General features: G+C 57.7%; 25 protein-coding genes and 1 pseudogene. 9 read left to right on the top strand and 17 right to left on the bottom strand.

Translation table 11 applies throughout. The features are described 5' to 3' along the window. Window positions 1-109: 109 nt before the first annotated feature. Complete coding sequence (locus tag LE197_RS09340) at window positions 110-523, top strand: hypothetical protein (RefSeq protein ID WP_226033986.1); 414 nt, start codon at window positions 110-112, stop codon at window positions 521-523. 111 nt (window positions 524-634) lie between these two features. Here LE197_RS09340 and LE197_RS09335 read toward each other — a convergent pair whose 3' ends face one another. From LE197_RS09335 to LE197_RS09295, 9 genes and pseudogenes are all read right to left on the bottom strand, one after another. Then, window positions 635-862 (bottom strand): hypothetical protein, encoded by a 228-nt coding sequence (locus tag LE197_RS09335; RefSeq protein ID WP_124136475.1) that lies wholly within the window; start codon window positions 860-862, stop codon window positions 635-637. A 200-nt stretch (window positions 863-1,062) separates the two neighbouring features. Further along, a complete protein-coding gene (locus LE197_RS09330; RefSeq protein ID WP_226033985.1) occupies window positions 1,063-1,395 on the bottom strand; it encodes a hypothetical protein in 333 nt (110 codons plus the stop codon). Window positions 1,396-1,448: 53 nt separating this feature from the next. Then, window positions 1,449-2,342, bottom strand: a complete 894-nt coding sequence (locus LE197_RS09325; RefSeq protein WP_226033984.1) for a zonular occludens toxin domain-containing protein — start codon at window positions 2,340-2,342, stop codon at window positions 1,449-1,451. Window positions 2,343-2,359: 17 nt separating this feature from the next. Next, a complete protein-coding gene (locus tag LE197_RS09320; RefSeq protein ID WP_019727177.1) occupies window positions 2,360-2,671 on the bottom strand; it encodes a DUF2523 domain-containing protein in 312 nt (103 codons plus the stop codon). Between the two features lie 4 nt (window positions 2,672-2,675). Further along, complete coding sequence (locus LE197_RS09315) at window positions 2,676-4,103, bottom strand: attachment protein (RefSeq protein ID WP_226033983.1); 1,428 nt, start codon at window positions 4,101-4,103, stop codon at window positions 2,676-2,678. A gap of 67 nt (window positions 4,104-4,170) precedes the next feature. Continuing rightward, entirely contained in the window at window positions 4,171-4,401 is a 231-nt protein-coding gene (locus LE197_RS09310; RefSeq protein ID WP_019416411.1) for a hypothetical protein, read from the bottom strand. Window positions 4,402-4,630: 229 nt separating this feature from the next. Next, complete coding sequence (locus LE197_RS09305; RefSeq protein ID WP_226033982.1) at window positions 4,631-5,017, bottom strand: DNA-binding protein; 387 nt, start codon at window positions 5,015-5,017, stop codon at window positions 4,631-4,633. 5 nt (window positions 5,018-5,022) lie between these two features. Next, window positions 5,023-5,280, bottom strand: a complete 258-nt coding sequence (locus tag LE197_RS09300) for a hypothetical protein (RefSeq protein WP_031638158.1) — start codon at window positions 5,278-5,280, stop codon at window positions 5,023-5,025. An 84-nt stretch (window positions 5,281-5,364) separates the two neighbouring features. Next, window positions 5,365-6,594: pseudogene (locus LE197_RS09295) on the bottom strand (phage/plasmid replication protein, II/X family). Here LE197_RS09295 and LE197_RS09290 point away from each other — a divergent pair. After that, window positions 6,584-7,084 carry a helix-turn-helix domain-containing protein gene (locus tag LE197_RS09290; RefSeq protein ID WP_226033981.1) on the top strand — a complete coding sequence of 167 codons (501 nt, stop codon included), beginning with the start codon at window positions 6,584-6,586 and terminating at the stop codon, window positions 7,082-7,084. The pseudogene LE197_RS09295 and the gene LE197_RS09290 sit on opposite strands and share 11 nt — an antisense overlap. 106 nt (window positions 7,085-7,190) lie before the next feature. Further along, window positions 7,191-7,523, top strand: a complete 333-nt coding sequence (locus tag LE197_RS09285) for a hypothetical protein (RefSeq protein WP_023112753.1) — start codon at window positions 7,191-7,193, stop codon at window positions 7,521-7,523. Between the two features lie 266 nt (window positions 7,524-7,789). Here the strand turns inward: LE197_RS09285 and LE197_RS09280 are convergent, their stop codons facing one another. After that, a complete protein-coding gene (locus LE197_RS09280) occupies window positions 7,790-8,017 on the bottom strand; it encodes a hypothetical protein (protein WP_124136475.1) in 228 nt (75 codons plus the stop codon). A gap of 260 nt (window positions 8,018-8,277) precedes the next feature. On the opposite strand from LE197_RS09280, the gene LE197_RS09275 reads away from it, so the two are divergent. Beyond that, window positions 8,278-9,672, top strand: a complete 1,395-nt coding sequence (locus tag LE197_RS09275; RefSeq protein WP_058134895.1) for an ISNCY family transposase — start codon at window positions 8,278-8,280, stop codon at window positions 9,670-9,672. A 488-nt stretch (window positions 9,673-10,160) separates the two neighbouring features. On the opposite strand, the gene LE197_RS09270 is transcribed toward LE197_RS09275, so the two are convergent. The 7 genes from LE197_RS09270 to LE197_RS09240 all read right to left on the bottom strand — a co-directional run bounded on the left by LE197_RS09270 (window position 10,161) and on the right by LE197_RS09240 (window position 16,041). Further along, window positions 10,161-10,808, bottom strand: coding sequence for a DUF3218 family protein (locus LE197_RS09270; RefSeq protein ID WP_031692995.1), 648 nt, complete (start codon window positions 10,806-10,808; stop codon window positions 10,161-10,163). Window positions 10,809-10,819: 11 nt separating this feature from the next. Beyond that, entirely contained in the window at window positions 10,820-11,839 is a 1,020-nt protein-coding gene (locus tag LE197_RS09265) for a pesticin C-terminus-like muramidase (protein ID WP_019485419.1), read from the bottom strand. Between the two features lie 32 nt (window positions 11,840-11,871). Further along, complete coding sequence (locus LE197_RS09260) at window positions 11,872-12,600, bottom strand: hypothetical protein (protein ID WP_031692994.1); 729 nt, start codon at window positions 12,598-12,600, stop codon at window positions 11,872-11,874. A 248-nt stretch (window positions 12,601-12,848) separates the two neighbouring features. Beyond that, complete coding sequence (locus LE197_RS09255) at window positions 12,849-13,265, bottom strand: hypothetical protein (protein WP_019485420.1); 417 nt, start codon at window positions 13,263-13,265, stop codon at window positions 12,849-12,851. Window positions 13,266-13,308: 43 nt separating this feature from the next. Further along, window positions 13,309-13,809: a hypothetical protein gene (locus LE197_RS09250; protein ID WP_031692993.1), complete on the bottom strand. Its 501-nt coding sequence runs from the start codon at window positions 13,807-13,809 to the stop codon at window positions 13,309-13,311. 34 nt (window positions 13,810-13,843) lie between these two features. After that, a complete protein-coding gene (gene vqsM / locus LE197_RS09245) occupies window positions 13,844-14,821 on the bottom strand; it encodes an HTH-type transcriptional regulator VqsM (RefSeq protein WP_031692992.1) in 978 nt (325 codons plus the stop codon). 8 nt (window positions 14,822-14,829) lie between these two features. Further along, window positions 14,830-16,041: a serine hydrolase domain-containing protein gene (locus LE197_RS09240; protein WP_031692991.1), complete on the bottom strand. Its 1,212-nt coding sequence runs from the start codon at window positions 16,039-16,041 to the stop codon at window positions 14,830-14,832. Window positions 16,042-16,991: 950 nt separating this feature from the next. Between LE197_RS09240 and LE197_RS09235 the strand changes: the two genes are divergently transcribed. The 5 genes from LE197_RS09235 to LE197_RS09215 all read left to right on the top strand — a co-directional run bounded on the left by LE197_RS09235 (window position 16,992) and on the right by LE197_RS09215 (window position 22,765). Beyond that, complete coding sequence (locus LE197_RS09235) at window positions 16,992-17,711, top strand: MOSC domain-containing protein (RefSeq protein ID WP_031692990.1); 720 nt, start codon at window positions 16,992-16,994, stop codon at window positions 17,709-17,711. 116 nt (window positions 17,712-17,827) lie between these two features. Then, entirely contained in the window at window positions 17,828-18,424 is a 597-nt protein-coding gene (locus LE197_RS09230; protein ID WP_003089218.1) for a hypothetical protein, read from the top strand. Window positions 18,425-18,951: 527 nt separating this feature from the next. Then, entirely contained in the window at window positions 18,952-20,388 is a 1,437-nt protein-coding gene (locus tag LE197_RS09225; RefSeq protein ID WP_003111160.1) for an undecaprenyl-phosphate glucose phosphotransferase, read from the top strand. Continuing rightward, window positions 20,388-21,854, top strand: a complete 1,467-nt coding sequence (locus tag LE197_RS09220) for a mannose-1-phosphate guanylyltransferase/mannose-6-phosphate isomerase (RefSeq protein WP_003089225.1) — start codon at window positions 20,388-20,390, stop codon at window positions 21,852-21,854. The genes LE197_RS09225 and LE197_RS09220 overlap by 1 nt, the downstream gene beginning before the upstream one ends. Then, window positions 21,854-22,765: a glycosyltransferase family 2 protein gene (locus tag LE197_RS09215; RefSeq protein WP_003089226.1), complete on the top strand. Its 912-nt coding sequence runs from the start codon at window positions 21,854-21,856 to the stop codon at window positions 22,763-22,765. Before LE197_RS09220 ends, LE197_RS09215 begins: the two co-directional genes overlap by 1 nt. Window positions 22,766-22,782 lie beyond the last annotated feature (17 nt).

Genomic DNA, 22,782 nt, shown 5'->3' with positions numbered 1-22,782 from the left:
CTCCCGGCCACCCCGTGCAACACCCACAAAGGACTCCCATGAAACGGATTTTCCTTCTCCCCTTCTCCCTCTCGCGCTGGGCGCAGCAACGGTCGACAAGACGCGAGCGATGGCCATGGCCGTACGAGCGCAGGACGACCAGGAGGCACTGGAGTGGTGCAAGAAAGCCGCTCCTGACGACTATCAGTGGATCCTGGAACAGTGCATGCAGATCCGCGCCGACAGCATCAGCCAAGCCGATGACATGGTGCTCCAGGAGAAGCTGATGAAGCGCCTTAACGAGATCGAGCAGACCCTGACGCAGTATCCCGAGACTGAACGCCGAAAACTCGCCCTGGAACAACTCCAGCGCGAAGCACAGACCCGTAAACACCAAGGGCTCTGCCCTTGTCATCCCGCTCTTGCCGCCGAGGGCTCGGGAGGCAGGGGAGATAAAGCTTCCCCTCCCTCCTTTGCGGAGGCTGTTGGCCGAGGTGGGTTCAAGGGTGCGCTCCGCCCGGGACTCCGTTCGCCGGATCGTTGATCCGACGAGCCGGGGTCGCGGCCCTTGACCTGCCGGGGCTTCAGAGGGCTGGAGGCTAAAAAGCAAAAACCCCGCAGTGGATCCACGCGGGGTTCTTTCAAAAGCAAAGGATTAGGCGAAAACGACTGCACCTCTGCCAGCAGCAGCAATGCGAATCAGATCATCGGTGTGCCGGGTTTCCATCCCAGTGAAGGTCACTCGCCCTCCCTTTGCTGCTGCTGCCGCCGCCGCCGCAATACGCACAAGATCATCGGTATGTCTCTTACTGGCGTCCATAACGAAGCCACCTCCCGCAGCAGCGATGCGGACAAGGTCATCAGTATGTCTTTTCTCAAACATGGCATTTCCTATGCGTTGTTGTAGGCCAGAAGATAATGGCACAAGGCCTCGCATAATGGGCGTTACGTGTAAATGCTCGCCCGGCGCGGGGCGATTTTCCGGGCTTCGCATTCGGCCTGCGGCCGCCGCAGGTAACGTAACGCCGAGGTCATTATGCGAAGCCATGGATAAGAACCCCTGAGCCGAGAGGCTCACATCGCTCATAGCGTCCTGGGCGTCCTGCTGCTATCCGGCACGATGGTTACTCGTGTCGAGAACGCATCCCCCGGCGTCGGCGATGTCGCTGCGCGCCCTCGCTCAATCGCCGTCGCCGGGTCAACTGACGGACTGGTGATCAAGCCTCGCGTGCTGTTGCCACTGGCATAAGTCGGTGGCATCCGCGTGTCGTCGAAATAGCCGTTGTTCACCACGTCCATGCAGAACTCGAACGTCGTGTGCATCCGCGTGACCTGTTGCGTGTAGCACTGGCAGACCATCACCCGGCCATTGTACGTGCCCATCGGAATTCGCCGCTCAGGAGCCTTGCCGATCAAGTTCGGGTCCGAGCTGGCCGCACAAACCGGCCGAGGGAAATCCCTGGGCTTGTTCAGATCGTCATAGCGCGGCGCCGAGGCCACCAGATCGGGCACCCTGGGCGACATATCACCGATGAACTCATCGGCCGATTTCGGCCCACTGGAGGCCCTGGGGCTGCCTGAACAGCATTTCCAGCCCCAGGCAGAACACCCGCTGACGCCTCAGCCGCATGACTCCTCGCAAGAGCCGCCTCTTTCTCCTCATCACCCTGTTGCATGGCGGTCACGACCAGCCCAACAAGCACACCGATCGGAATCAACATCAGCGCGATGATCAGCGGGATTTTCTTCATGTAGCTGGGCGTGATCGGCTTGTGCGTGTGCACCGTCGACGACTTGTAGACGCCGAAATACGCCTTATCCAGCGTGACCCGCTCTTCCTGGGCCTGCTTGAAGTTGCTGCGCCGCTCCGGGTTGTCGATGCAGAACTCGTACTCATGCCGGAAGATGCCTTTCTCCCGACCATAGGGCCGAATGAAGTTGATGTGCTTGCCGACAAGCTTGCGCACTGGCGTGCACAGCAAGCTGGGATGCTGAGTGATCAAGTGAATGTCCAGGCCCTGGTGCCGGTGCGTCTCGAAGCGCGTGACTTTCTCCGGGCGCGCCCTGGAGCCATCGTTACCGAACACCCGTTGCGCTTCGTCGATCACGATCACCGAGCCATCAGGCAGGTTGTACCACTCTTCGGGCGTATCGAACTCGACCCACTTCGACTTGAGCCGATCCAGCTTCATATCCGGGATGCCGTAGTAGTAGATCGTCCTGGGCGGCAGGTCCGGATTGTCCGGGTCCTTGTGCAGCCGCTTGGTCGGGTCGTCCGGGTCCGGCTGGTGTTCAATGTCGATTTCCCGAATCGCGTTCAAAGTCTTGCCAGCACCTGGCAGACCGGTGCGCAGATAGAGCATGTTGGTCCCCTCCTCGCTTACTTCGGCCCGGTCCAGCGCATGCCGGACTTGCCGCCAGACTTGTCCATACCCCACAGCACAGCTCGGGCGATGTACGCGGAGAACAGGATGTTGATGCACACGTCAACTTGCAGAAGCCCCAGGACTTGAAGCCACTGCGCAGGCACGCCACCCAGGTTGCTGAATACGTAGTCCTTGGCCTGATCCATCACCGCCTTGACGCCGACGAAGGCAACAGCGGTGAATCCCAAGCCGCGCAGCAGCTTCCAACCCAGCGGGATCAGCGACCAGCCGATGGCCCGCAGTAGTACCCCGATCAGTAACGGCATCAGTTCAACCCTCGCGCAATGATTTCAGCCGCGGCGCGCATGGCGAACGCGACAAGCAGATACCCGAACCACTGGAGATACGTGCACAGATCGGACGACACGCTACTGAGCGACACCGTCTGAGTACTGCCGAACCAGGGAACGAGACGTCAGGAATAACCGGGCAGGCCTTGGAGAAGCGCCCGCTAGTGTCGAGCAGCTTCGACAGGTCATGGGTGTTCTCGCCGGTGGCCTTGATGGGTTCGTACTCAGGCCCGGAGAACTCACCGGCCAGCGTGTTCTTCAGGTCCTGAATCTTCTTGTCATCGACCGTACGGAACTCTTCATCCGCGCAGCGTGCGAGCTTTTCCTGGCGAACAATGGCGCACTGGATTGCGTCGCCGTTGCACTGAATCGCCACCTTGCAGTCACCGTCGCCGGAGATCGAGGAGCCACTGCCGCATTTGTTCGGGTCCTTGGCCGGATCGCACTGCCCGTCTCCCCCGCCATCACCACCACCACCCGTGCCGCCGCCATCGCCATCACCGCCGCCAGTTCCACCGTTTCCGTCTCCCCCGCCGGTGCCGCCATCGCCGCCGCCCGTTCCGCCATCACCGCCACCGCCTGTACCGCCACCAGTCCCGCCACCATCGCCACCACCAGTTCCACCACCATCACCACCAGGGTCTTTCGGGTCGGTCGGGTCTGTGGGATCGGTCGGCGTCTTCACGCACGTGGTGCCTGACCAGCTGTAGCCCTTCGGACAGCCCGGGTCATTCGGGTCCGAAGGCGGGTCGGTCACTGGCGGCTGATTCGGTTCGCTGAGCGAAGGACCGGTGCCGCCCAGGTTGCCGGAATCTGCCGAGCAGTTCTGGCCGTTGCTCTTGAGCGTGTAGTTGCAGAACCCCTCAGTTGTGGAGCCTGGAGTGCGATAACAAGATGTTGGCCGAGAACTATCAGCCTCATAAGCGCACCCATTCAAACAGCCAGACGGCGGAGAACTAGGAACTGTGTTCTTTCCATTAATTACGATAATTGGATAGTTAGAACTCCTGAACAAGTTCGGCACTCCAGATTCGCACTCGGGAGGCGGAGGCTTGCACAAGCCATCTTTTAAATCGAGAGACTGCCCTTCGGGACACCTATCGCCTTTCAAAACAACAGTCGTATTAAAAAGAACCCAATCACCAGAACGAACCACACAATAGAAAACCTTGCCCGCCTCACTTGGATTTGAAGAAGGCTCCATAACAAAAACCCGCCCTGGATCGCGAGATATACCAGTGAAATAAAGATCGCAACCCGCCGAGGGCGACGAAACTTTCTTATCAAAATGACCCATGTACCAATAATAATATTCAGCCCTAGCGCCCTGAGCAAAGAATAACGATGGCAATAAGCACGCCATAAAAAGCGATATCTTCAGGGCTGATATACATTTCTTAATCCTCATTTATCCTTTCTCCGGGCAATAAAAAAGCCGGGGCGGAGTGACCGCCACCGGCTTGACTGAGGGTCGATTAGGTCCCTGCGCGCTGGGCTTTCTTGGCGGCACCGATCAGGGCCACCAGGCCGAACATGGCACCGGTCACAGCCGCCGCCGCAGTCAGGCCGCCCGCGATATAGGCCAGGGCCTTGGTAGTGTCGATATCGCCCTCAGCGGCCATCGAAAGGCCGGACGTCATCAGCAACGAGCCACCGATAACGGCTTCACGCTTGCCCAGGGAGAACAGTTGTTTCAGTTGTTTCATGGAACTTACTCCATTAGTGTGGAATTGATGTGCGCATCTTCTTAAACACCCAGACCGCGACAAACAACGTCAACAGACCGCCGGTGATTTGAGCTTTCTGCGCAATTGTCATTGCAGGAGTTAGAAACTCCCGCATTTCCTGGACCGTAAACGTCTTCATTTGGCCCTGGCAGATAGTTGAACCATCTTCCTAGCCAACCAAACACCGTCACAGCCCAAAAATTCATGCTTATCCCCTACCCGTCCTTTTTCGCCGAAAAAGGCCGGGACCCTTAAGCGGCTTTCTCTGAACGGTTTGAAGTTTCAACGGCATGCCGTCGCCCGACAGCCAATAATCGAATCCGGCGTTACCGGACTTACTCGCCCAGGCCTGGATAAATACCGGGACGGACACCGTCTTGCCCTTCTCCATCTTCCAGACATTATTGAGCCCGCCATCCATATGCCGTTTCGAAATACGGACCTGGACAACCTTGGTTTCCGGCATGCCGAACTTATTGGTTTGCTCAACCTGGACGAGCACCGAGTGTTCAACAATCTGCGAAGGACCGTTGGCGGTATTGACGTTGCGAGTATCGGAGTAATAGCCCTGGCACAGGCCGATGAGAGCGAGCATATGATTTACCTCAGGGGTTCAACTTGTGGGCTTGTGCCCGGTTCACGAAATGCCCATGCGGGCGGCGTCACGCTCCGGCCGCGCCGGAACGTCTTGAAGTCTCGGTTGATGCGCTGCCGGCGAACGGCCTCGGCGGCCTGTTCCTGGACGACTCGGCGCATGACCAGGTCCAGGACCTGGCGCACCAGGTGCTCGTCCTCGACGAGGTGGGAAAGGTCTTGCTCCAGGTCCCAGCGGAGCGACTGGTGGGCCACCTTATCCATCGCTGCGCGCCCACACGCCCACGGCGTGGATGACGGTAGCCGCAAAGGCCAACAGAGCCAGAGTTTCCAAGGTGGCTACCAGCATCACGCGGCCTCCACGGTCGGCTCGACGTACCAGTCGGGGCGCTGGGCGCTGAAATCGACCTGGACGAACCGCAGCAGCGGTACGACGTTGTTCGCCCGGTCCGCTTCGTGGAGCTTCTGCAGGGCGGCTTTCGACAGGCCGGCCTCGCAGATTTCCTTGATATGCCGGTAGAACGTCGGGCGAGACATGGAGTCCATCGTTTCCTGCCACCCGTAGTCCTTGAGGCTGCGGTACGTCCGAAACAGGTTTCGAGCGTGGCTATCGTTGGGCTTGCCCTTACGGTCGTACTTCAGGTGTCGCTCAGTCAGTGCGGCCAGCACTTTTCATCATCAATCACACGCATCTGGATACCCTCAAAGGCCGCGAAAAGGTCCGCTGTAACCGCTTGCCAGCACTCCTGAATCAGGCAGCGCCCCTCTTCTTGGAGCCGCTGCTGGTAGGCGATCAGATCAACAAGCCGAGACGGGATGCCCCGGCGTTCCAGCCACCGGTGCATTACCGTGGCCTCCATGCGGAGCAGGTAGCGCACCCACTCCTGCAACCGTGGGTCAGACATGACCCGAGCAGACCGAGCAGCCGACAGATCGGCCCGCCCTGCCCGCTTCAATTCGTCCAACTGGGCCTGAAACTCGGTGTGCTTGAGATACGCCTTCAGGCGCTTTAGGCGGGATTCTTTCGCGCCCCAGTACGCGGACGTCTGGTAGTTGTCGCCGCGACTCTTGGTGTGGCCGTTGCTGACGTTGGTCAGCGCCTGGATGACCTGGAGCGCCGTGCGTTCGTCCGGCAGCCGGCTGGAATACGTGCAGTCCAGGGTGTAGACCTGCGTCGCTGACACATCGAGCTTCGCGAAGAGGTCCGGGTAGCTTCCGGCTAGCCACTTGAACATCACCTCGGCCCCTTCTGGATGCAGGTTGGGCCAAACACGTTGTGCCCTGGAGCAACTTCGCCGGGCTGGCCTTCAGCTCTACACCGGGCATCAGGCGCTTACCCAAGGACTGGTGAAACACCTTGAACGCCAAAGGCGTGAAGCCCGTACTCAGTGACTCCCAGGTGTGCCGCAAGTAATCCGCCTGTAGCTCTCCGCCCTCCCCTCGGCTGATCTGCCCTTGGAGCGGCACGCCCAGGCTTTCCAGATCCACGACGTGCACCGGATCCGCACGCCCTTCCACCCCGAGCAGTTCGATGTGCTCGAGGCGGAACGGAACGAAGAGGTGCAACTTGTCGAGCATTGAAGAAATCCCTGTCAATATCGGCATGCCGATACTTATTGGACGGGATCATAAGACTTGCCGCTACCGACAATCAACAACTTTTGTACCGTTATTCCGGTACTGTATGGAACAACAGTGCATAGGATCGAGTCATGAGCACCACCAACCAGGAACGAGCCATGACCATTGCCCTCAACCTGAAGCGTTTCAGGGAAGCGAAGAAGCTCACCCAGCGGGAAGTGTGGAAGCCGCAGGTATCAGCAAGTCCAGCTACACCTCATACGAAGCCGGCCGCTCAGACCCTACAGGCGAGATCATCGTGCGCCTTGCAAAAGCGCTTGGGGTGAGCACGGACGAGTTGCTGCTTACCGAGCAAGAAAGGACGGTATCCGAAGACCTGGCGCCTATCCTGCGCCGCTTTGACGCCTTACCGCCGGATATCAGGAACCAGGCACGCATTGCCTTGAAAGGCGTTCTCTTCGGTTACGAGCAGGAAGCACTTCGATAACTCGAAAAGTCTCACCATGAGACAAAAGTCCACCATTAGAGATGGTGGACCCGGCTGCGCCGGGATCGCTCCCGGCCACCCCGTGCAACACCCACAAAGGACTCCCATGAAACGGATTTTCCTTCTCCCCCTTCTCCCTCTCGCGCTGGGCGCAGCAACGGTCGACAAGACGCGAGCGATGGCCATGGCCGTACGAGCGCAGGACGACCAGGAGGCACTGGAGTGGTGCAAGAAAGCCGCTCCTGACGACTATCAGTGGATCCTGGAACAGTGCATGCAGATCCGCGCCGACAGCATCAGCCAAGCCGATGACATGGTGCTCCAGGAGAAGCTGATGAAGCGCCTTAACGAGATCGAGCAGACCCTGACGCAGTATCCCGAGACTGAACGCCGAAAACTCGCCCTGGAACAACTCCAGCGCGAAGCACAGACCCCGTAAACACCAAGGGCTCTGCCCTTGTCATCCCGCTCTTGCCGCCGAGGGCTCGGGAGGCAGGGGAGATAAAGCTTCCCCTCCCTCCCTTGCGGAGGCTGTTGGCCGAGGTGGGTTCAAGGGTGCGCTCCGCCCGGGACTCCGTTCGCCGGATCGTTGATCCGACGAGCCGGGGTCGCGGCCCTTGACCTGCCGGGGCTTCAGAGGGCTGGAGGCTAAAAAGCAAAAAACCCCGCAGTGGATCCACGCGGGGTTCTTTCAAAAGCAAAGGATTAGGCGAAAACGACTGCACCTCTGCCAGCAGCAGCAATGCGAATCAGATCATCGGTGTGCCGGGTTTCCATCCCAGTGAAGGTCACTCGCCCTCCCTTTGCTGCTGCTGCCGCCGCCGCCGCAATACGCACAAGATCATCGGTATGTCTCTTACTGGCGTCCATAACGAAGCCACCTCCCGCAGCAGCGATGCGGACAAGGTCATCAGTATGTCTTTTCTCAAACATGGCATTTCCTATGCGTTGTTGTAGGCCAGAAGATAATGGCACAAGGCCTCGCATAATGGGCGTTACGTGTAAATGCTCGCCCGGCGCGGGGCGATTTTCCGGGCTTCGCATTCGGCCTGCGGCCGCCGCAGGTAACGTAACGCCGAGGTCATTATGCGAAGCCAGGATGTTACGGCCAAATAGTAATTCTCGATCTAGCCAAATAGAAATGTCCCAAATCGGCGTCTAGGGTTTCCCTCCTGCATCACAGGAGGCACGCCATGACTGCGGCAACTTGCGGATGGGTCACAATGAGCATGCGGGAGCTGGATCGCCTCAAGGTCATCGAGACAATCATCGAGGGTCGGTTGAAACCTGCCGCCGCGGCGCAGCGTCTGCGCCTGACGACACGTCAGGTGCACCGGCTGGTTCTGCGTTATCGCGAGGATGGCCCAACCGGCCTAACATCTCGTCGACGTGATCAGCCGAGTAACCGGCAGCTGTCGCCAGGTCTGGAGAATCGCGCCATTAGCTTGATTCGACGGAACTATAGCGACTTTGGTCCAACTCTGGCCCAGGAAAAACTGGTCGAGTGCCACGGCCTTAAGCTGGCCAAAGAAACGGTACGACGGATCATGGTTGATGCCGGCATGTGGGTACCGCGCAAGCAACGGCCGCCCAAGGTCTATCAGCCACGCAACCGGCGTGCCTGTTGCGGCGAACTGATCCAGATCGATGGCAGCGATCATCGCTGGTTCGAGGATCATGGACCGGCCTGCACGCTGCTGGTCTTCATTGATGATGCAACCAGCCAGCTGATGCACCTGCATTTCACCGAAGCCGAATCGACCTTCAGCTACTTCACCGCCACCCGCGCCTACCTGGAGCGGCATGGAAAGCCGCTGGCCTTCTACAGCGACAAAGCCAGCGTGTTCCGCAGTAACCACAAGGCGCCTCAGGGCGGCGACGGCTATACCCAGTGCGGCCGAGCGATGTACGAGTTGAACATCGAGAGCATTTGCGCCAACAGCAGCCAGGCCAAAGGTCGTGTGGAGCGTGCGAACCTCACTCTGCAGGATCGCCTGGTCAAGGAGCTGCGGCTTCGCGGAATCAGCAACATGCCCGACGCCAATGCCTTTGCAGCCCACTTTATGGCCAGCTACAACGCGCGTTTTGCCAAGCCGCCGCGCTCTGAGCATGACTGCCATCGCCCGCTGCACAGTGATGAAGATTTGGATCTGATCTTCGCCTGGCGAGAAGCGCGGCGAGTTTCGCAGCGGTTGACCGTGCAGTACGACAAGGTGCTGTATCTGCTAGCGGACACTCCGCAGTCCCGTCGCCTGGCGGGTGATCATGTCGAGATCTACCACTACCCGGATGGCCGCATCGAGCCCAGGGTGGACGGCACCGCCCTCCCCTTTACCACCTACGACAAACTCTGCGAGATAGACCAGGGTGCCATCGTCAAGAACAAGCGCTTGGGTCATGTGCTGCAAGTCGCCCAGCTCGTCCAAGCGCAGCGCGACAGTCGGCGCTCGCAATCGGTACCGGGAAATCCGCGGCAGTCAACGCAAGGCAAGATGCTGTCGAAGAAGGCGCAGCGAGAACTGATGCCGGAAGATATCGCCGCCGCCCTGGATAACACGCCACCATCGAGGCGAAGTCGCCATGCGTGAGTCAATCAGCGCCGAGGCACTGAAGATACTAGTGGTTGCCGGAGCTGCGCGGTACTTACGTGCTATTCCGGCGCCTTCCGGCCACGGTTGGCAGCTCCAAGTGCGCTACAGTCCCGATGGTCAATATTACCCGCTACGTTCTCGACGTGAACTTGTGCGCGTATTTGGGTCACTGGACTCGCTTAATCGGTACGCAAATCGTTTGGGCATCCACACGTATAGCGTGGAGTTATAACTGTGACACGAATTTCCCCATGTGGGGAGTCGACAGGTTTCTAGAAAAATAGTTCGATAAATGTAGCGACTTTCGTTTGCAAACCGCTACAAATAGCGCTGCGGGCCAACCAGCTGAGGTTTTCCAACACCTGATAGTGTGGAATAACGCTTCTCCGAGTTCCGGAATTAAGGGCGATGGTATCCACATATGATTTAGCGGGCGTGATAATTTTTATCTGGCCCTCTTTAACGAAGGAGAGGGCTAGATAACACTAGATCGCTGCAAAATAGGCCAGCAGCAAGGCTACTGCGGTCGTATAGCGGAGACCCGACTTGATCGTATTGAATACGTCGCTGAAGTTGGGAGCGTCCAGACGTAAACCAACACCAGGTCCGACTAACGCTTTGATATCCTCAGGGAGCGTCATTGCCTGCCAAGTACCAGGAGTCAGTGTCCTCAGATTCACACCGTAGGAAACCAGTAGTCCGGATTCCTGCGAAATGCCTCCGGATGCATCCGTAGAGAAACTAACGTCGGTTGGATAGACGTTCGGACTGCCCTTGAAGCGGTCAAGATATCCACTGCCGAAACGGGCTTTTATTCGATCAAGATTCTGCGCCATGGAGGTGAGCAAAGGAAGTATCTCAACGTTGCAAACACGTTCCTTTTCATTGACCATCCTGAAACCAATGGTTACGCCGTTGGCTAGTTCTTGGGCAAGCAACGTCGAATACTGCTGATCCGCTTTGCTGATGTCTCCGCCCGGGACGAATTCCGGGTGTAGCTTCAGCGGAATGTCCCATGCCTCTATAGTCTGTGCTTCGGGGAAGACAAAGCCAGGATTGCATTGACGGGCAAAACCCTTATAGATATTAGCCAGGGATTGACCAGGGTTCTGGTAGATATTGATCTCGGCCATGGCTGCCTCCTCTAGAGTCCCAGGGATCGTTGGAGATAGTCCGCGCGATTGTTCAATCGCCTGGCTATGCCATCGCTCGGATCGGTACTGTTGGGAGTACCATTCCAGTTCCTCAACTCCCTAATGGCGGCTGGCCAGTCGCTCTGGGAAATAGCAGTCTCAAAGTTTGGGAACGAGGAATACTCACCATAGTGGTAATACAGGTCTGTCACTATGGTTTTGACCGCCGGAGGTAAGGTGCTCCACTGCTGGAACTTCACCTTCATCCGATCAGTGACCTTGATCATCTTGGCGGTAAAGAGGGACAGCCCGTCTTCATCTGTGAGTACCGGGATGAGTTGGGCTAATGCCTGGAAGGTCGCGGTGTTCGCTCCTTTCAAGCCGAGGGCGGGGCGAATTTTTTTGCGCGTGGATTCAGCGATGTTCAGAGCCTGAATGCCGGATTCATCGTGCTGGCCGACATCGAAGCCATAGCCAATCGTTACACCTGATTCACCGTTGGGGTCAGAGGTCGGAATAGTAGCTCTGTTGCCTCGCCCACCAGGTGGAAGCTCATGACGGGCGGTGAAATCGATATTAATACCCATTTCAATCAGATAGGAAATATTGGACTGGAGGCGGCTGACCTTATCGGCTTTGTCACCATCGATTCGGTCTTGGATAAAGGTATTGATCTGCTGGTTCAATTGCACCTGGAGGTCGCTCACCGAAATACTGTTGGCTCCTCCGGTTTCGGCGACCGTACGAATAGTGACCTCATGAACCTTGAAGTAGTCGTCGAACACTAGCACGGGCCGCCCGGCAGTCTGGCTTATGACCTGCGTCAGTTGCCCCGTCAACCCACCTTGTGCTGAGTAGCTGGGGGATGACAGCCAGTCGGTATAGAGGTCAGGAATTCCGTGAGTAATTCGGATCGGCTCTGGTTCCGCTGCGAGCAGAACACGCTGTGCCTCCTCTCGTTCTGGATTTTCTAAGTAATTGTATAGTCGCTCCAGATTGCGCTGAAGGGTCTGATCCAATTCTCTATCCACCTTAGTCTCCTCCGCTTAGTGAAGCCAATTTGTTATTTCATTGATTGTTCGCACTCGCTTTCTAGACGATTGAACTCAGTAGAATACTTGTCATATTCATTTTGCATTTTTTCCGGCAAATACTCTCGCTTCAGGTCTCTGAAGAAGCTGCCCTTCTCTAGTATCTTCTTGCATTGGTGGTTTTTGGCAGACAAGGAGAGATGTGCCGTATGAAAAACACGAGAGAGATAACCAAAACCTTCAAACATATCCCTACACTCTGTTATCAGTTTTCGAGAAATCCAGTAGGCCTTCTCTGTCTCGTTATTCTTCAGTGCTTTCTTCACTTGCTTGTCGTTGAATTTTATAGAGGCGGGCTCGCAGATTGAGGAAGGCTTCCAATACGTGCCAGTAAAACCTGCTGCCGCCCCGCAGAAGCCCTGACAGTCCCTACTTGCGACTCCTTTCTCGATGGTAATTCTGTCATCATTCAGTTTGAAAACGACATCGCACGACATATCGCCGATGCCACGGACGTCGACCTGCACATGACCTGACTCTATAGTTCCATTCAATCCGCAAGCATGGGCATTGTGCCCAGTGCTTCGTATCCGAAACTTTTGAAGTCCTTCGAATAACGGAGATATCGTCAGCAGCCCACTATTTCCAGTCCTATAGTAATCCCCGGGTGGGAAGTAGCTCTTTGGTTCTTCAGCGACACAAAGAGTGATATTGTAGCAAAGGGCGAGTATGGCAAAAATGCTAATGCTTTTGAGCTTCATGTTTATGCCCTGCATGAAAGCAGCTAGGTGGGGCGCTGGGTGATCCCATATAGGATTGTTTTTTTGCTGGTCAGATCGACTGATCTATAAGTTCCGTCGAGCAGGCTAGTCCTCCCAAAAAACACAAGCAGACTTGTAAGAGTCATTCTGTTTTACCAGCACTTCATGCTCAACATCACTAAAGTTTAGACGTCATTGAGCATGAGCTGGAAAAAGTTGCGGCAACGACCCTAGACGCTGAACGCTGCTCACCTGGGGCGTTCCACTTCCTTGCGAAACATCACTCTCTGCTTGAAGCCGAAACCTCCACCACCATCCAGCAGAGCGGGCGGAGCAACCGGTAGATCGGGCTCGCGGCAGGTGGCTATCACGCGCCTGGCGAAGACTTCATCGAGCGTACTGCGGCTCTTAACATTCCCCTCTCCGTACTGTACCCGGCAACTGCTTATGCGCCCCGACGAGCTTGCGAAGCGGAAAAACACCACAACATCGGCCTCGGGGATCTCATCTCCCGGTGCGAACAGCGGGTAACGAAGCCTCTTGGCGAATTCCTGGCGGAATTCCTGGATAAAAATGGCCTCTTGCTCTGCTCGCTCCTGCAAAGTGACTGAATGGGAGCAGCCGCCGATCATACTCAGCAATACCAATAGGCAAACTATCCTCAACGCTCTTCCTCCTTGAAAAAGAGGCAATCTTTTATTTTAGTATCTAAAAATGACTCTTGACGTCTAAGCCAAGAACTGCAAGAGCTTCCAGCGCCAGGTTTTGACCTTCTGCAATGCCCGAATTATGTGCAAACTCGACAAGTCGCTCGATTACTCCGACGCTACCCTGATCTGGCTCGACAAATTCCGATATATTATCCATAGCAACTGAGGCGTCCCACGCAGCCTGACTAAGCAGCTCTTTATACAATGCATCAGCGCTAGATATATTACGAATATTTGCGAGATTAAGCCTGGTTCGATCCAAGGCTTCGTGCGCGATCTGAAGTAGCAAATATGGAAATGGATTCTTTTGAGTTCGACGTTTCCTGCATGAGTCGCTAATTAGTCCAGCAAGCATTGCTGATCCTTCGGCCTCAATGCGAAGGGAATCATCAGCAATCGAGATTGTCCGCGCCTTCGCAATATAGCCCAAAACGTAAGCATCGAACTGAGTCTCGGCAACCATAGACAGAATCTGATTATTACGATTATTGAAATTCATAAGATGCTCCTTGCCCAATCTCAAACTAGATAGATCAGTGGAAACTGTTTCTGAATTCTGTAGTAGACTGCCCGGTCCAACGTCTGAATGCATGTCTAAAACTCGCTGTTTCCGAGTACCCCAGAATATCGCTAATACGATCAACTGGTATAGATGAATTCAGTAGCAGTGCAATTGCTCGTTCTTTGCGGGCCTTATCTACAATCTGGCGATAAGTGCAGCCCTCGTCCGCCAGGCGACGTCTTACCGTCCGCTCATTCATGCGTAAATACTTTGCGGTAGTCACCAAGCTAGGGTATTGATCTGGTATGGACTCAAGGAATAACTCGATTCGCTGACGGAGCCCTCCCATCTCTACTTCCAACAGAGCATTGAAACTCTCACCTGCCATAGTCAGGGCTGACTGAAATACCGCCGGATTGGCAGTCACCAGTGTTCTATTCAACTGATGAGCTGGAAAGCTAAACATTATGTCACTTCCTTCATGCTTCACAGGCAAAGAAAAGAAACCTTCATAGATTGTTTTATCTGCGCCGTGCACAGGTACTGTCAATGCAGAGATGGGAAAGTCATTACCTAACAGGTCCATAATGAGCTTGTAGGTTGCAGAGGCTATAACATTTACATGAAACTGACGGGATGCGTCATTCCACTCTGGCTTAAAGTTAACTGAAATATGGATTTCTACTTCGTAATTCTCCCTAGGCTTGACATCAACATTAGCTATATCACGATTGAACAACTTGACATAGGCCTTTATGACTTTCAAAATATCACCTACGTTCTCAGCGCATAGCAACGCCAATCCTATCACGCCATAATCAGATATATGGTAATAAGTACCAAGATTCAGTCCTTCTTTTCCTGAATACCCCTTGCTAACTATCCAGTTGTAAAGTGCGTCACTTCTTGACTCTTGATCTGCCGCAAAGGGTGGTATTGCGATATCTCGATCACGAAGATAGTTCTGCAGAGGGCGCCATTCAAAATCAAATATGTGTTCGGTCACCATGTCTATATTCACCTCACCCCTACTGTTCTTGATATAGCCCTGAACGCTGCAAGTGCCTCATGCTCCATACGGATGCCGTCAACGTTGTAGTCGACATACGCGGAGGTCTTTGCAATCACCACACGCCTAAGTGGATTTACATAAATAAACTGCCCGTACACTCCGATAGCCAAGAACTCCCCTTCTTTGCCTTCTGGAATCCACCACTGGTAACCATACCCAAGATTTGGCTCACCATCCTCGATGTAACGTCCAGGACGCAAGTGAGCACTCCGAGGTTTGGTTGATGCCTTGACCCACTCAGCACTTACAATTTGACTTCCAGTCAGGCTGCGACCGCCATGAAGAAATAATAGACCAATGCGTGCAAAGTCTCTTAGGCAAAGGTTCACCCCACCGAATGCTAGCTCTGTGCCCCGATCGTCTGTTAACCATGCACCTTCACATTCGGCACCCAGTTGGGGCCAAAGTCTTTGATTCATAAACTGTGAGGGGCCCATACCAGTCGCGCCCAATAAAACCATACCAAGCACCTGGGTATCTACGCTAACGTAGTGGTGCACTCTCCCCGGGGCATCCTCTCTTCTCAATGAACTCACTTTTTCATTTACTGATCCACCAAGCGCTATAGTCCTACCTAGCTGGTTGATATCGGAGTCCGAATTCCCGTAGTCCTCACTGAAAGCTATTCCTGATGACATCTCAAGCACATCTCTCAAAGAAACACCCGCATATCCGCCAGCAGAAAGCTGTGGGGCGTACAGGTTCACAGGATCTAGCAGACTGTGTATTGATCCTTCATCAACTGCCATTCCAATCAAGAGGGACATTAATGATTTGCTTAGCGACCAGCCAATAGCAAGGCTTTTCGCACTATTGCCCAGGTAGTATTCCTCAAAGGCAATGCGATCGTCACTGAGAACTATAAGGCCGGTGGTATTGCTGCTCGCCAACCAGTCTTTAAAGCCAACCTCGTGACCTTGAAAGCTAAATGAGCCAGGCATATCCCTTAGGTTTTTTTCAAAAAAATGAGCCGCTCCGCTCTTCTTTATTGGGACCGAGTTAAACAGTCTCGGCATTGCTCGAAAATTTTCAACAATTTTCCCCGAGTCAAACAAAGTGTAAAAATTCCACACTCTCACACCTGCACTACCAATGCAGGCGATGATAAAAAAGATGAGAATCATTGAGAGGAAAATAGCATTTCTCTTATTTATCATTCTTGTCGATCTCTCAGTTTGTGCTAGCTCGTCTCGACCCTGCTAACAGCCAGTGACTATCCGGTAGCGGAGCAAGGTTAAGTCCTTAAGGACTTTTCTCTTAACCGTGAAGATCAAGAGCGTTTCACCATCTACTGATATTTACTTTTAACTCGCTTAACACTACTCCGCACGCATGCCATGCACTACTATTATCTGAGTCGCGAAGGTATCCGCCTCTCTTGGACTATGTTTTCAATTTAGCAACACGAAACACTGCAGTATGATCGATATCGCCCTTAGATGAAGCGGCAGACTCATCAATAGACGCCCGCAATAAAAAACCCAACATCACCGCATATCCCGGAGGATCAGCAACAGGATAGATTCGGTCTTTTCATTGTTTCCATCCGCCGCCTCATGCGTACTACTAGCCCGGAAGCTGATAAAACCAGCATGAAGCATCTTTTTGCTAGAGTATCTTCGGACAAATGCCGGATATTTTCGGACACCCTCTTCGGCAGGTCCTTAGCGGCACCATGTCTTATCTGCGTTTTACTTCATTAAACACCCCATGGAGAGTACTAATGACATGTCGCCCAGATTGTAACTATCGTAGATGAGTCGACTAGAAGTACTCGCTACAATTTATAGATTCGAAAATCCATTTCATGCTTGGAGATATCGAGTGAACACTTGCTTGTGTTACTTCTGCGCTAGGTTCCGTACGCAAAGTAATGTCGTAAGCACCGTAGCGTGCAAGCCAGCGTGACCATTACGGCAAAACTCTTGACGAGCTTCAGAATCCCACGGCCAGCTCAGCTAGGTCCTGGGGACTGGACGCGGTGAACCCCCGCCCACCGAGGCTATCGACGCATCCGGAGGGTCTGGCGGCTTGACAGCGGGCGAAGGCTTGGCGGACTCTATATTGTATTTAGTCGACACTATCCTGTGACTTAGAGAACCCTCCCATGCCCCTGCCTGCCCTACCCCTGGATGCCCTTCTCACCGGCCGCGCCCGGCCCTTCACCCGCCCCGGCTCGCGCAGCGGCATCGCCAAATCTCCGCGCGACGGTGCGCTCAGGGTCACCCCTGTCGGCCTGGAGGGCGACGAACAGGGGGACCTGCGCGTCCATGGCGGCGTCGAGAAAGCGATCCACCATTACCCACGCGAACACTACGCCGCCTGGATCGCCGAACTGGGCGAACACCCCCTGCTGATGCAGGCGGGCGCCTTCGGCGAGAACTTCAGCACCAGCGGCTGGAGCGAAGCCGACGTCTGCCTCGGCGACCGCGTGCGGGCCGGGACCGCGCTGCTGGAGGTGTCCCAGGGGCGCATGCCCTGCTGGAAGCTCAACGACCGCTTCGAGGTCGCCGGGATGTCCCTGAGGGTGCAGGAGACCGGGCGCACCGGCTGGTACTACCGGATGCTGGAGGAAGGCGTGGTGGCGGCTGGCGATATCCTGCAACTGGTCGAGCGGCGCCATCCGGACTGGTCGCTGTTGCGCCTGTCCGAGGTGCTGTTCGACAGGCGGGCCGACGCCGAGTTGCTGCGCCAATGCCTGGCGCTGCCGCTGACGCCATCCTGGCGGCGCACCCTGGAGCGGCGCCTGGAAAAAGGCCAGGTCGAGGACTGGGGGCCGCGCCTGGAGGGAGCCCCCAGCCAGGCCGAGACGCCCAGGCCGACCTGAGGAAGCGCCGACGCCCCCGCAGGCAGGGAATCGGCCTGGGGATGCATGGAGTGCCGGAAAGCGGGTATAAAGCGCCAGCGTTAAGCGACCCAGACGTCTGCCAAAGGACCCCTTTCATGCTGCGGCTCTCGATGCCGGCCCTGCTCCTGGCTCTTGCCGGCTGCGCCACCAAGCCCCCCGCCAATCCCGATAACCTCTGCGAGATCTTCCGCGAAAAACCGAAATGGCACGAGGCGGCGCTGAAGATGCAGCAGCGCTGGGGCGCGCCGGTCCAGGTGCCGATGGCGATGATGTACCAGGAATCGTCCTTCAAGCACGACGCCCTGCCGCCGCGCTACTACTTCCTCGGTTTCATTCCCTGGGGCCGGGTCAGTTCCGCCTACGGCTACGCCCAGGCCAAGGACGAGACCTGGGCCGACTACAAGCGCGAGGCCGGCGGCTGGGGCGCCAGCCGCGACGACTTCGCCGACGCCCTGGACTTCATGGGCTGGTACATCCAGAAGAGCCAACGGGTCAACGGCGTCTCCAAGTGGGACGCCTACGGCCAGTACCTGAACTACCACGAGGGCTGGGGCGGCTACCGCAACCGCAGCTACGACGCCAAGCCATGGCTGAAGAACGTCTCGCAGAAGGTCCAGTCCCGCGCCTCGCTGTTCGGCGCCCAGTACCGCAGTTGCCAGCAGGAGCTGTCGCGCGGCGGCTGGTTCTGGTAGCCCGGTCCGCGCACGCCACGGGCTCGAACCTCTTCCGCCTTCGACGAGGGTAGCGTCCGCCAAGACGACCCCAAGCCGGATCGGCACGCTCGAACGGCCATCCTGCGTCATGGAACCGCAGGCGCATCCTTCCCAGGCGGCCCGCAGCGCCAGTGAACAGGCGGGTCGTCGAACCGGCGGCTGGCCACCTGGCCGAGCGGCCTGCCCTCACCTTTCACCCCGCTTCGCTTCCCAGGCCAGAGCGCTCGCGGATTGGCAGCGTCAGATTTCCTCGTCTACTGTTTGGATAAAAGTTTGGCGCCAGAAATACGTCAATAAATTGACTAAAAAAACTTACCCAGACTACGGATATTTCCCTGGGAATGCTAAGATAGCTATCACAAAGCCACTATCGACGAATGAACCTATTCGACGGGAAAATGACTAAACCGCGTGGCAAATGAAAAATAGTCACTAAATTGACGCTTCACCGCCTTGCTCTTCCCTATCCACTCAATGGACTGCCCGTGATCGGCAGAGCAAACAACATGCATTCGAAGTCGGTAGATAGCCTGTCGCTGACACGGGCTGGATTCATCGAGTACTTCCTGGTCGCGACCAAGCTGGTACACGCGCTCACCGCCATCGCCCCGGCGCTGTTCCTGCTGTACTACCCCGGCCTGGTTCCCGTGGAGCTGCGCAGCAACATGCTCGGGCTGCTGCTGTTCTTCGGCGCGCTCACGGTGATCATGTTCCAGGCACTGGACGTCTACTCCGACGATATCTTCAGCAACCGCCTGCGCTTCCGCATCATGTTCTTCGCCTGGGCCTCGGCGTTCTGCCTGCTGTTGTTCATGTACCAGGGCCTGGGCCTGTTTCCCTACCTCAGCAGCAAGCTGGTGATCTTCTGGTTCACTGGCAGCCTGCTGCTGTTCGGCGTGCAGCGCCTGCTGGTGCTGCGCCTGTACCGGGCCTGGATGAAACGCGGCATGTACCTGCAACGCACGGTGATCCTCGGCTTCACCGAGAGCGGCATGCACCTGGCCGAATACCTGGTACGCAACCACGACATCCGCTCCGGCATCATCGGCTTCATCGACGACCGCTCCGAGCGGGTCCCGGAGAACTACAACTCGCTGCCGCTGCTGGGCAACACCAAGGACCTGGAGAAGCTGATCCGCCAGGAACAGGTCGACCAGGTGCTGGTCGCCCTGCCCTGGTTCGCCGAGGGGCGCATCGGCGCCATCGTCCACCGCCTGCGGCAATTGCCGGTGAACGTCCTGCTGGTGCCGGACATGGCTGCCTTCCGGCATGCCCACAACCGCATCGTCGACGTTTCCGGGATCCCCATGTTCAACGCGTCCGAGCTGCCGCTGCGCGGCTGGTCGCCGCTGATCAAGCGCTGCGAGGACCTGGTCCTGGCGAGCATCGCGCTGGTCCTCTTCGCCCCGCTGATGGCCCTGGTGGCCCTGGCGATCAGGCTCGACTCCAAGGGGCCGGTGCTGTTCCGGCAGAAACGCTACGGCTACAACAACCGGCTGATCTGGGTCTTCAAGTTCCGCTCGATGTACACGGAAAGGACCGACGCCAACGCCGAACGCCAGACCACCCGCGACGACGACCGCATCACCCGGGTCGGCCGCTTCATCCGCAAGACCAGCATCGACGAGCTGCCGCAGCTGTTCAACGTGCTCGCCGGCAGCATGTCGATGGTCGGTCCGCGCCCCCACGCCACGGCGACCAAGGCCGCCGGCATTCCCTTCGAGGAAGCGGTCAGCGAATACAGCTCGCGCCACCGGGTCAAGCCCGGCATCACCGGCTGGGCGCAGATCAACGGCTACCGCGGTGAGACCGACACCCTGCACAAGATCAAGAAACGCGTGGAATACGACCTCGAATACATCGCCAAGTGGTCGGTGTGGTTCGACCTCTACATCCTGTTCCGTACGGTGCCAGCCGTACTCCTGACCAAGGAAGTCTACTGATGAACGCCGTCGCCCCGCTGATCCCCTGCATCGTTTCCGGCGGTTCCGGGACCCGCCTGTGGCCGGTTTCCCGGGAGAGCATGCCGAAACCCTTCATGCGCCTGGCCGATGACCAGAGCCTGTTGCAGAAGACCTTCCTGCGTATCGCCGGGCTGCCGGACGTCGCCCGCCTGCTTACGGTGACCAACCGCGACCTGCTGTTCCGCACCCTGGACGACTACCGCGCGGTCAACCGCAGCGGCCTGGCCCAGGACCTGCTGCTGGAGCCGGTGGGACGCAATACCGCGCCGGCCATCGCCGCCGCCGCGCTGCATGTGCAGGAGCACTTCGGCGACCAGGCGCAGTTGCTGATCCTTCCCGCCGACCACCTGATCCGCGACGAGCAGGCCTTCGCCGCGGCGGTGGCCGAGGCTCGCGAACTCGCGGCGCAGGGTTACCTGGTGACCTTCGGCATCACCCCGGAGCGCGCCGAGACCGGCTTCGGCTATATCGAACAGGGCGCCCCGCTGGGCAACGGTTTCCGAGTCGCGCGCTTCGTCGAGAAACCCGACCAGGCCACCGCCCAGTCCTACCTGGACAGCGGCAAGTACCTGTGGAACGCCGGCATGTTCTGCTTCCAGGCCGCCACCGTGTTGCAGGAACTGGAGCGCCACGCGCCGGAGGTGCTGATCGCCGCCCGCGCCGCCCTGGCCGACGGCAGCAGCCTGGAGAACGGCCAGTGCCGCCAGCGCGAGCTGGCCGCCGGGGCCTTCGCCGAGGCGCCGGACATCTCCGTCGACTACGCGCTGATGGAGCGCTCGGACAAGGTCGCCGTGGTGCCCTGCTCCATCGGCTGGAGCGACATCGGCTCCTGGCAGGCGCTGCGCGAACTCAGCGCGGCGGACGAGAACGGCAACCAGGTGCGCGGCGAAAGCGTGCTGCACGACGTCAGCAACTGCTACATCGATTCGCCGAAGCGCCTGGTCGGCGCCGTCGGCGTGCACGACCTGATCATCGTCGACACCCCCGACGCCCTGCTGGTGGCCGACGCGGCGCGCAGCCAGGACGTCAAGTTCGTCGCCCAGGAACTCAAGCGTCGCGGCCACGACGCCTTCCGCCTGCACCGCACGGTCAGCCGGCCCTGGGGCACCTACACCGTGCTCGAGGAAGGCCGCCGCTTCAAGATCAAGCGCATCGTGGTGCGCCCCAAGGCTTCGCTGTCGTTGCAGATGCACCACCATCGCAGCGAGCACTGGATCGTGGTCAGCGGCATGGCGCTGGTGGAGAACGGCGAGCGCGAGTTCCTCCTCAACACCAACGAATCCACCTTCATCCCCGCCGGGCATAGCCACCGCCTGAGCAACCCGGGGATCATCGACCTGGTGATGATCGAGGTGCAGAGCGGCGAGTACCTCGGCGAGGACGACATCGTCCGCTTCAACGACATCTACGGTCGCGCCCCCGCCAGCGACGAGAAGAAAGCCTGATGCGCTGCGCCCTGGTCATTCCCACGCGCAACGCCGGCGCGCACCTGGACCGGCTGCTGCCGGCCCTGGCCGCGCAACGGCGGCAGCCGGACAGCATTCTGGTGGTGGACAGCCGCTCCAGCGACGACACGGTGGAGCGCTTCCGCGCCTTCGGCGCGCGGGTCGAGGTCATCGAGCCGGCCAGCTTCAACCACGGCGGGACGCGGCGCTGGGCCAGCCAGCAGGTCGAGGCCGACGCGCTGATCTACCTGACCCAGGACGCCATTCCCGCCTCGCCCGACAGTTTCGCCAACCTGCTCGACGAACTCTATGCCGAGGCCGACATCGGCGTGGCCTACGGCCGCCAGTTGCCGCACCCCGGCGCCGGCCTGCTCGGCGCCCAGGCGCGGCGCTTCAACTACCCGCCGGAAAGCCGCAGCAAGCGCCTGGCTGACGCCTCGGAACTGGGGATCAAGACCTGCTTCAGTTCCGACTCGTTCTCCGCCTACCGTAGCGACGCCCTGGCGGCCGTCGGCGGCTTCCCCGAAGACGTCATCGGCAGCGAGGACGCCTACGTCGCCGCGCGCCTGCTGCAGGCCGGCTACGCGGTGCGCTACGCGGCCAGCGCCGAGGTCTACCATTCCCACGATTACCGCTTGCTGGAAGAGTTCCGCCGCTATTTCGACATCGGCGTGTTCTACGGCCGCGAGCGTTGGATACGTGCCGCCTTCGGCGGCGCGGGTGGCGAGGGCAAGCGCTATGTCCTCGCCGAGATACAGGCCTTGCGTGCCGCCGGTGCCCTGTATCGCGTACCTGAAATAGCGCTGCGTAGCGCGTTCAAGCTGCTCGGCTACCGCCTTGGCCAGTTGGAACGCCACCTGCCGGTCGCCCTCAAGCGCCGCATCAGCATGTTTCCAGGCTACTGGAAGTGAACATCATGACCTACAGG

It is taken from the genome of Pseudomonas sp. PS1(2021), assembly GCF_020405165.1.
GTDB lineage: Bacteria > Pseudomonadota > Gammaproteobacteria > Pseudomonadales > Pseudomonadaceae > Pseudomonas > Pseudomonas aeruginosa.
The sequence above is the reverse complement of the archived record's forward strand: the minus strand, read 5'-3'. Positions and strand labels throughout refer to the sequence as shown.

Bases quoted from the DNA above. Each gene is read 5' to 3' on its own strand.
- LE197_RS09340 (WP_226033986.1), top strand. From the start codon at position 110: ATGGCCATGGCCGTACGAGCGCAGGACGACCAGGAGGCACTGGAGTGG.
- LE197_RS09335 (WP_124136475.1), bottom strand. From the start codon at position 862: ATGTTTGAGAAAAGACATACTGATGACCTTGTCCGCATCGCTGCTGCG.
- LE197_RS09325 (WP_226033984.1), bottom strand. From the start codon at position 2,342: ATGCTCTATCTGCGCACCGGTCTGCCAGGTGCTGGCAAGACTTTGAAC.
- LE197_RS09320 (WP_019727177.1), bottom strand. From the start codon at position 2,671: ATGCCGTTACTGATCGGGGTACTACTGCGGGCCATCGGCTGGTCGCTG.
- LE197_RS09315 (WP_226033983.1), bottom strand. From the start codon at position 4,103: ATGAGGATTAAGAAATGTATATCAGCCCTGAAGATATCGCTTTTTATG.
- LE197_RS09310 (WP_019416411.1), bottom strand. From the start codon at position 4,401: ATGAAACAACTGAAACAACTGTTCTCCCTGGGCAAGCGTGAAGCCGTT.
- LE197_RS09305 (WP_226033982.1), bottom strand. From the start codon at position 5,017: ATGCTCGCTCTCATCGGCCTGTGCCAGGGCTATTACTCCGATACTCGC.
- LE197_RS09300 (WP_031638158.1), bottom strand. From the start codon at position 5,280: ATGGATAAGGTGGCCCACCAGTCGCTCCGCTGGGACCTGGAGCAAGAC.
- LE197_RS09285 (WP_023112753.1), top strand. From the start codon at position 7,191: ATGAAACGGATTTTCCTTCTCCCCCTTCTCCCTCTCGCGCTGGGCGCA.
- LE197_RS09280 (WP_124136475.1), bottom strand. From the start codon at position 8,017: ATGTTTGAGAAAAGACATACTGATGACCTTGTCCGCATCGCTGCTGCG.
- LE197_RS09275 (WP_058134895.1), top strand. From the start codon at position 8,278: ATGACTGCGGCAACTTGCGGATGGGTCACAATGAGCATGCGGGAGCTG.
- LE197_RS09270 (WP_031692995.1), bottom strand. From the start codon at position 10,808: ATGGCCGAGATCAATATCTACCAGAACCCTGGTCAATCCCTGGCTAAT.
- LE197_RS09260 (WP_031692994.1), bottom strand. From the start codon at position 12,600: ATGAAGCTCAAAAGCATTAGCATTTTTGCCATACTCGCCCTTTGCTAC.
- LE197_RS09250 (WP_031692993.1), bottom strand. From the start codon at position 13,809: ATGAATTTCAATAATCGTAATAATCAGATTCTGTCTATGGTTGCCGAG.
- vqsM (WP_031692992.1), bottom strand. From the start codon at position 14,821: ATGGTGACCGAACACATATTTGATTTTGAATGGCGCCCTCTGCAGAAC.
- LE197_RS09240 (WP_031692991.1), bottom strand. From the start codon at position 16,041: ATGATAAATAAGAGAAATGCTATTTTCCTCTCAATGATTCTCATCTTT.
- LE197_RS09235 (WP_031692990.1), top strand. From the start codon at position 16,992: ATGCCCCTGCCTGCCCTACCCCTGGATGCCCTTCTCACCGGCCGCGCC.
- LE197_RS09230 (WP_003089218.1), top strand. From the start codon at position 17,828: ATGCTGCGGCTCTCGATGCCGGCCCTGCTCCTGGCTCTTGCCGGCTGC.
- LE197_RS09225 (WP_003111160.1), top strand. From the start codon at position 18,952: ATGCATTCGAAGTCGGTAGATAGCCTGTCGCTGACACGGGCTGGATTC.
- LE197_RS09220 (WP_003089225.1), top strand. From the start codon at position 20,388: ATGAACGCCGTCGCCCCGCTGATCCCCTGCATCGTTTCCGGCGGTTCC.
- LE197_RS09215 (WP_003089226.1), top strand. From the start codon at position 21,854: ATGCGCTGCGCCCTGGTCATTCCCACGCGCAACGCCGGCGCGCACCTG.